The sequence below is a fragment of the Blautia sp. RTP21359st1_E11_RTP21359_211015 genome (assembly GCF_040910705.1).
GTDB lineage: Bacteria > Bacillota > Clostridia > Lachnospirales > Lachnospiraceae > Blautia_A > Blautia_A fusiformis.
In genome coordinates this window covers 25,589-33,004 of record NZ_JBDGAB010000016.1, presented here as the reverse complement: position 1 = coordinate 33,004, position 7,416 = coordinate 25,589, and the positions used below count along the sequence as shown (strand labels likewise).

The window sequence follows — 7,416 nt, the reverse complement described above, 5'->3', positions numbered from 1 at the left end:
GCGCAGGATGAAGAGCAGGATGAGGTTTCCACAGGCTCTGAGGATGTGACGGAACAGACGGAAGCGCCGGAGGCTGAGACTGCTGCGGCAGCAGAACCGTCAGAGGAGTTTACAGATTCTGAGGAGATCGAAGCAGCAGAAGGAAGTGAGGAAGCTTCGGATGAGCCTTCTGAAGAGCAGGAAGAGTTTTCCGGACAGGAAGCGGATGAGATCCCGCTGGCATCCGGTGTTGAGAACCTGTCATCCGGAAGTATGAAGCTGCAGGCTCAGGAACAGCAGGATAAAGAGGAAGAAGAGACTTATCAGGAAGCGGAAGAAGCTGAGGCTGAGAAAGCTACAGAGATGTCTTTGTCCCAGAGTGTTGCAGAGATCATGAAGGAGAAGGCTGCTGGAAATGAGGAAAGTGAGGAGAAGGCTGCAGGGGTTCCGCTCAATGAGGAAGGCAAGCCTGATTTTTCCGCAACGATCCGTATGCCGGAGCTGAAGATCCCGAAGTCCATGATCAATGTGGACCCGGAGAATGCAAGCAGTTCCGCGGAGATCCCGGATGCGTCCGGAATTTTCGGAAATATCGAGGATATTGCGGCATCTGTAGGTGACAGGTCCGGGAAGGATAAAGATAAGGACTTCAACCTGGAGGATACTATTCTGGCAGCAGCTACACAGCAGGGAATCGATATCCCGGAGGAAGAGAAATCTCCGGATGTCCAGCAGTCCGACGTAACGGAAGAGCCGGCAGGTATTGAGGATCTGGATATTGCGGCTGATGAATTTGTTCCGGAGGAGCCGGATGCGGCAGACATCGAGGATATCATGGCGCAGATCTCCGCTCAGCAGGAGGAAGAGGTAACGGAGACTTCCGATACCAGACTTCCGGATATCGTATTTGATGAAGATGAGGAGCCGGTTACTGAGGAGGATCTTCAGGCTGCAGAAGCAGAGTTTCTGAATGGTCCGTCAGGAGTACAGAAGCCGGTGGAAGAAGATGATGTGCTTCCGGAGATTCCTTCACTGGAATCTGAGGAGCAGGTGCAGAAGGCGGCAGCAGAGCCTTCAGCGAAGCTTCATCATGAGGAACCGGTGGCTTCAGCGGAAGAGGAAAATCTTCTTGATGAGGAAGAAGAATACAGTGATGACGCCTTTGAATTCCAGGAAGAGGATGACGAGGATGACTTTATCAGCAGTCTCATCGGTGATGATTCTGATGAAGCCATGGAAGAGGACGATGAGGAAGAGGAGCTCAGCGAGGAAGAGCAGCTTGAGAAATTTATCGCTACGATCCATCCGGAAAAGGATCCTACAAAGATCGTTTCCAGAAAGAAAGAGCTCACAGAGGAAGAAAAACAGCTTTTCACCTATTTTGTTACAGTTCCCGGAATGAAGGAACAGCTGCTTGATGTACTCTGCGATGTGCAGATGGGCGCAGCAGACAAGACCTCCCAGACCGGAAATGTGATCGTTATGGGCGGCAGAGAAACAGGTAAGACGAGACTGATCTCAAGTCTGATCCCGGCAATCTGTAAAGAGCTGAATATCGAGGCTTCCAAGGTTGCCTATATATTTGCGGATGATCTCAACGGAAAGGATATTCCGGAGATCGTATCCAAGCTTGCCGGCGGTTTCCTTGTTATCGAGGATGCAAACCAGCTTTCCCAGGAAACAGCAGATGAGCTTGAGGAAGCTATGACCGGAAACACAAAGGGAATGATCGTGATCCTGGAGGATGAAAAGATCGGTATGCGTAAGCTGATCGCGAGATATCCGAAGCTTGCGAAGAAGTTTACATCCATGATCAACATTCCTGTATTTACAAACGATGAACTTGTTAATTTCGCTAAGGTCTATACCATGGAGAATGGATTCCGTATCGACCAGATGGGCATGCTTGCTCTGTATAATCTGATCGGGATCAACCAGAAGGAGGATCAGCCGATGTGCATCGGTACTGTGAAGACCATGCTGGATAAGGCTATGGAGAGAGCTCAGAGCGGATTGTTCAAGCGTTCCAAGAAGCGTGTGGACCGTGATGGCTACACGGTACTTTTTGAAAAGGATTTCAGCTGAAAATAAGAAAAAGCAGAGGTAAAAAATATGGCCAGACCTTATCTTGGTAACCCGAAATATACCATTGAAGTCCTTCAAAAGTATCATTTTGTTTTCCAGAAAAGGTTTGGTCAGAATTTTCTGATCGACGAGCATGTTCTGGAAAAGATCATTGAGTCTTCGGGTATCACGAAGGATGATTTTATACTGGAGATCGGTCCGGGTATCGGAACTATGACCCAGTATCTTGCGGAGGCTGCCAGAGAGGTGGCTGCTGTGGAGATCGACAGTTCGCTGATCCCGATCCTTAAGGATACGTTGAAGGACTGGGATAATGTTTCCGTGATCAATAACGATATCCTGAAAACGGATATCAAAAAGATCGCAGATGAGAAAAACGGCGGTAAGCCTGTGAAGGTGGTTGCGAATCTGCCGTATTACATTACGACTCCGATCATCATGGGGCTTTTTGAGAAGAATGTTCCTGTGGATTCGATCACTGTCATGGTGCAGAAGGAGGTTGCAGACCGTATGCAGGTTGGTCCCGGTACCAAGGATTACGGTGCGCTTTCCCTGGCTGTGCAGTATTATGCGAAGCCGGAGATCGTTGCGAATGTACCGCCGAACTGTTTTATGCCGCGGCCGAAGGTTGGAAGTGCGGTGATCAAGCTGACGCGTTATGAGAAGCCGCCGGTGGATGTGAAGGATGAGGGGCTTATGTTCCGTCTGATCCGTGCATCTTTTAACCAGAGGAGAAAGACGCTTGTGAACGGGATCAGAAATTCCGGAGATTTTTCCCTGAGTAAGGAGGAGATCGAGGATGTGTTCAACAGGTGTGATCTTCCGCTGAATATCAGGGGTGAGGCGCTGACACTGGAGCAGTTTGCGATGCTTGCCAACTGTATTTATGATGAGAAAAATTAATATATGATAAACGCAAAAAGAGCCCGGGCAGCTGTTCCGGGTTCTTTTTGCGTTTCCGGACGGGAATGTTGGAGAGGTTTCCTGTCCGGACCTATATATTTGTTATAGAAAGGAGGTTATGTCTGAAGCGTCAGACATAAGTAAGTAATGAAAAATTTACATTTTTTATTTTACTGATAAGATGTTAGGAAAGTTTGTTTAAAATATGAAAATATTGTGAATATATTTTTGATGATATACATAAAGTCTGAATGGTGTGGGTGGGAATGGGGAAAATTGAGGTTTACAGAGGGGTGGGGGTGTGTGGTATACTGAGGGGCGTCGAAAAGGTAATGATGAGGTAATAAAAAGGCAGTAAAAGATAGTTAAAAATAGTAAAAGGCAATTTTTAATAAGGGCTGGTGCCCGTATGGAGGTTGAATATTATGAGAAGATTGAACAAGGTTACAGCTTTGGTTATTGCGGGTGTTATTTCATGTACATCTCCGATGATGGTTATGGCGTCTGATTCCGGTTCTGTTATGAGTCAGGCGGAGGAGATCCTGAAGGATAATGAGGTTGGGTCTCTTGCTTCTGATCCGGATAAGGTTGGGGATATCATTGTTTATGTGAAGGGGCTTTTTGATTCTAACCAGATCACGGATGATGAGATTTCTCAGGGAATCGATGAGGCTGCGGATCATTTTGGGGTGAGTCTTAATGAGGATGATAAGAGTTCGCTGGTTAATATTATCAGTAAGTTCCGTGGAATCGAGATGAGTGATGATCAGATCAAGGGGTATGTGAGTGATGCTTATAGTACTTTGAAGGATATGGGTGTTACGAAGTCTGATGTGAAGAATATTTTTGAGAAGGCGATTGAGTTTATTAAGGGGATGCTTTCACGGCGGTGATGGTTTGTGATGGCTGGTGTTTTTGATGATGTTTTAGATGGAGTTTGAGTTAGAGGGTGAGGGTTGTGGCTCTTTTGTTGGGGTTGTTGTTGGTTTGTTTGGTTGAGATGTACAATATGTACAATGTTTAGGGTTTTGGTTTTGTTTGTGAATGTGGTGTTTTTATAAATTGGGGGAGGGCGTTTTGGAAAAAATTGTGCAAATGCGCTAATTGTTTACGAGATGTTCATTGTTTGTTCATATTTGTCTGGTAGTATAGGGATAGTTCGAAAGAACGTTACGAAAGACGCTGTAATGGTGTGTATCTGTATCATTACACATACAATTTTTTTCATAATAATCGCCCCGGTAAGCCACTACCGGGGCACTCCTCGTTTTTGGGCCTTTTTTGGGCTCTTTTTTTGTGGGTGCGGGGGGATGGAGGGAGGGACGGACGGACTGCCGGAGGGGCGGCTGCATGGTCGTGCCTGGTGCGGTCGTTTCGCCGGGTCATACTAAGCGTCTGAGTCTTCTGCCGTGCAGGGCGCCCCATAACTCGCCATGTACGCTGATGCGTACCTGGCTCAGACAGATGGGGCTTACTCTGCGGCTTGTGGCCGCAGAGTACCTTCCCGTCAGAAGCCTCAGGCGCTAAGTATGACCAGCGGCTTACTCCGACGCACCGGGTCCCGACCATGCAGCCGCCCCTCCGGCAGTCCGTCCTGTGCGCTGGAGAGAAACAAAGAAAGCATCTTGGAGAGAAATAAAGAAAGCATCAAGGTTGTGATAAATGGGCTGATTTGAGTCCGTCCTGTGTGTTGGAGAGAAATAAAGGGGTTAAGAAATTTCCAGTGCAAAAAATATAGCGCGGGTGGGGTGTGCATGCTATAATGATTAGGATTATAGTGCTGTCGGCTGTTTTGGGGGCGGCGGTGGTTTGTTTTTTGTTTGAATGGGAGGTCTGGATATGGCGGAGTCTATGAAGGATTTTGAGAGGGAGCTGGAGGCTTCTTTTAAGAGGATCGATGAGGGTGATATTATCTCAGGGACTGTTGTGAGTGTGGATGAGTCGGGGGTTGTTCTTGACCTTAAGTTTTATGCTGAGGGTTTTATTCCGGTGGAGGAGTTTTCCCGGGTGCCGGGGTTTAATATTAAAGAGGCTGTTCAGCCGGGGGATGAGGTTCAGGCGATGGTTCTTCGCAGGGATGATGGTCAGGGGAATATTCTTCTTTCCAGAGCGGATGCTGCGGATGTGCTTGCCTGGGACAGGCTGAAGGAGCTTCAGGATTCGGGTGAGGTGCTGGATGTTGTTGTGAAGGGGATCGTTAACGGGGGTGCCATTGCTTATGTTGAGGGTGTCCGTGGTTTTATTCCGGCGTCGAGGCTTGCTTTGGAGTTTGTTGAGGATACTGAGGTGTTTCTGAATAAGCCGATCCAGGTGCGGGTGATCGAGGTTGATAAGGCGAAGAAGAGGCTGGTGCTTTCGGCGAGGGAGATTCTTCGTGAGAGGGCTGAAGTGGAGAAACGGAATAAGATTTCCAATATCCAGGTTGGTTTTGTGACGGAGGGTACGGTTGAGAGTTTGCAGCCGTATGGTGCTTTTGTGGAGCTTGGGAACGGGGTTTCTGGGCTGGTGCATATTTCTCAGATCTGTGAGAAGAGGATACGGAAGCCTTCTGAGGTTTTGAGTGTTGGGGATAAGGTTAAGGTGAAGGTTATCGCGATCAAGGATGGTAAGCTGAGCCTGAGTATTAAAGAGGCATCGGATCTGATGGCTAAGGAGGTTGAGGAGGAGTCTTTTGAGCTTCCGGAGTCGGGGGAAGAGGCTACTACTTCCCTGGGTGCTTTGTTTGCAAATATTAAATTATGATTATTTTGGATGAAAAAGGATGGATGTGTATGAAAAAACCGGAGAGAATATTTGTAATCGGACATAAGAATCCGGATACGGATTCCATCTGTTCGGCTATTGCTTATGCGGATATTAAGAACAGAACTACGCAGAATAAAAAATATATCCCGAAGAGAGCGGGGCAGATCAATGAGGAGACCAGGTATGTGCTGAACCGTTTTGGCGTACAGCCGCCGGCTTATCTGGGAAATATCGGTACGCAGGTCAAGGATATGGATATCCGGACCAGTCCGCAGGCGGATAAGAATATGTCGCTGAAGAATACCTGGGATCTGATGCAGGAGAACGGGATCGTTTCTCTTCCGATCCGTGATAAGGATGGGTGTCTGGAGGGGCTTGTGACGATTGGTGATATCGCAAAGACCTATATGGATACTACAGACAGTTATCTTCTTTCCAATGCGAGGACGCAGTATCAGAGAATTGCCGAGACTGTTGGCGGTGAAGTGGTGGAAGGTAACGGACACGGATATTTTGTGAAGGGGCGTGTGCTTGTCGGTACTGCCAACCCGAAGATGCTGGAGGGCTACGTTGAGGAGGATGATATGATCATCATGGGTGACCGTGAGGAGGATCATCTTCAGGCGATCAGCCAGAATGTCAGCTGTATCATCGTGGGGCTGAATATCGTGGTTTCCGAGAAGGTTATAAAGCTTGCTCATGAGAAGAATATCGTGATCATCCGGTCTCCGTATGATACGTTTAATATTGCGCGTCTGATCAACCAGAGTATTCCGGTCAGCTTTGTTATGAAGCGGGATAACATGGTTACGTTTAATACCGAGGATTTTACGGATGATATCCAGGATGTTATGATCAAAAACCGTCACAGGGCGTTTCCGGTGATCAATCCTCATGGTAAGTGTATCGGTACGATCTCCAGACGTAATTTTCTGGATATGCATAAAAAGAAAGTGGTTCTTGTGGATCATAATGAGGTGGATCAGGCTGTTGATAATATCGAGAAGGCGGAGATCCTTGAGATCATCGATCATCATAAGCTGGGTACCTTGCAGACTATGACGCCGGTTGCTTTTCGTAATGAGCCGGTGGGATGTACGGGGACGATCCTTTATGAGATCTACGGAGAGCAGAGACTGGAGATCCCGGAAAAGATCGCGGGGCTTCTCTGTGCGGCTATTATTTCGGATACATTGATGTTCCGTTCACCGACCTGTACGCAGACGGATAAGATCGCTGCCAGTGCTCTTGCGCTGATCGCGGGGATCAAGATCGAGGAGTTTGCCCGAGAGATGTTTTCTGCGGGAAGTAATCTGAAGGATAAGTCTCCGGAGGAGATTTTTTATCAGGATTACAAGAAGTTTATCGGTGAGGGTAATGTTTCCTTTGGTGTGGGTCAGATCAGTTCCATGGACAGCGAGGAGCTTAAGGAGATCAAGGAGAAGCTGATGCCGTTTATGGTGAGTGAGTGTGGTCGTCATGATATCACGAGAGTTTATTTTATGCTGACGAATATCCTGGAGGAGTCTACAGAGCTTCTGTTTTACGGGGAGGGAAGCCAGCAGATGGCGGAGATCGCTTTTGAGCGGAAACCGGATGGAGATACCTTCAGTCTGCCGGGTGTGGTTTCCAGAAAGAAGCAGCTGATCCCGGCTATGATGGAGGCTGCTCAGCTGATGAACAGCGATTATGCATAAGAGGTGA

5 protein-coding genes are annotated in these 7,416 nt (G+C 47.8%); all 5 read left to right on the top strand.

Translation table 11 applies throughout. From position 1 onward, the window contains the following. Positions 1-2,064 (top strand): hypothetical protein (locus AB5026_RS07725; RefSeq protein WP_368213075.1); only part of this gene is annotated, 2,064 nt, incomplete at its 5' end. A 27-nt stretch (positions 2,065-2,091) separates the two neighbouring features. Further along, the gene (rsmA, locus tag AB5026_RS07720; protein ID WP_015526558.1) at positions 2,092-2,967 is read left to right on the top strand and encodes a 16S rRNA (adenine(1518)-N(6)/adenine(1519)-N(6))-dimethyltransferase RsmA; all 876 of its coding nucleotides are present in this window, start codon (positions 2,092-2,094) and stop codon (positions 2,965-2,967) included. A gap of 425 nt (positions 2,968-3,392) precedes the next feature. Further along, positions 3,393-3,860, top strand: coding sequence for a DUF1002 domain-containing protein (locus tag AB5026_RS07715; protein ID WP_015526559.1), 468 nt, complete (start codon positions 3,393-3,395; stop codon positions 3,858-3,860). 946 nt (positions 3,861-4,806) lie between these two features. Continuing rightward, positions 4,807-5,709, top strand: coding sequence for a 30S ribosomal protein S1 (locus AB5026_RS07710; RefSeq protein WP_022426933.1), 903 nt, complete (start codon positions 4,807-4,809; stop codon positions 5,707-5,709). 29 nt (positions 5,710-5,738) lie between these two features. After that, the gene (locus AB5026_RS07705; protein WP_044961512.1) at positions 5,739-7,409 is read left to right on the top strand and encodes a putative manganese-dependent inorganic diphosphatase; all 1,671 of its coding nucleotides are present in this window, start codon (positions 5,739-5,741) and stop codon (positions 7,407-7,409) included. Positions 7,410-7,416 lie beyond the last annotated feature (7 nt).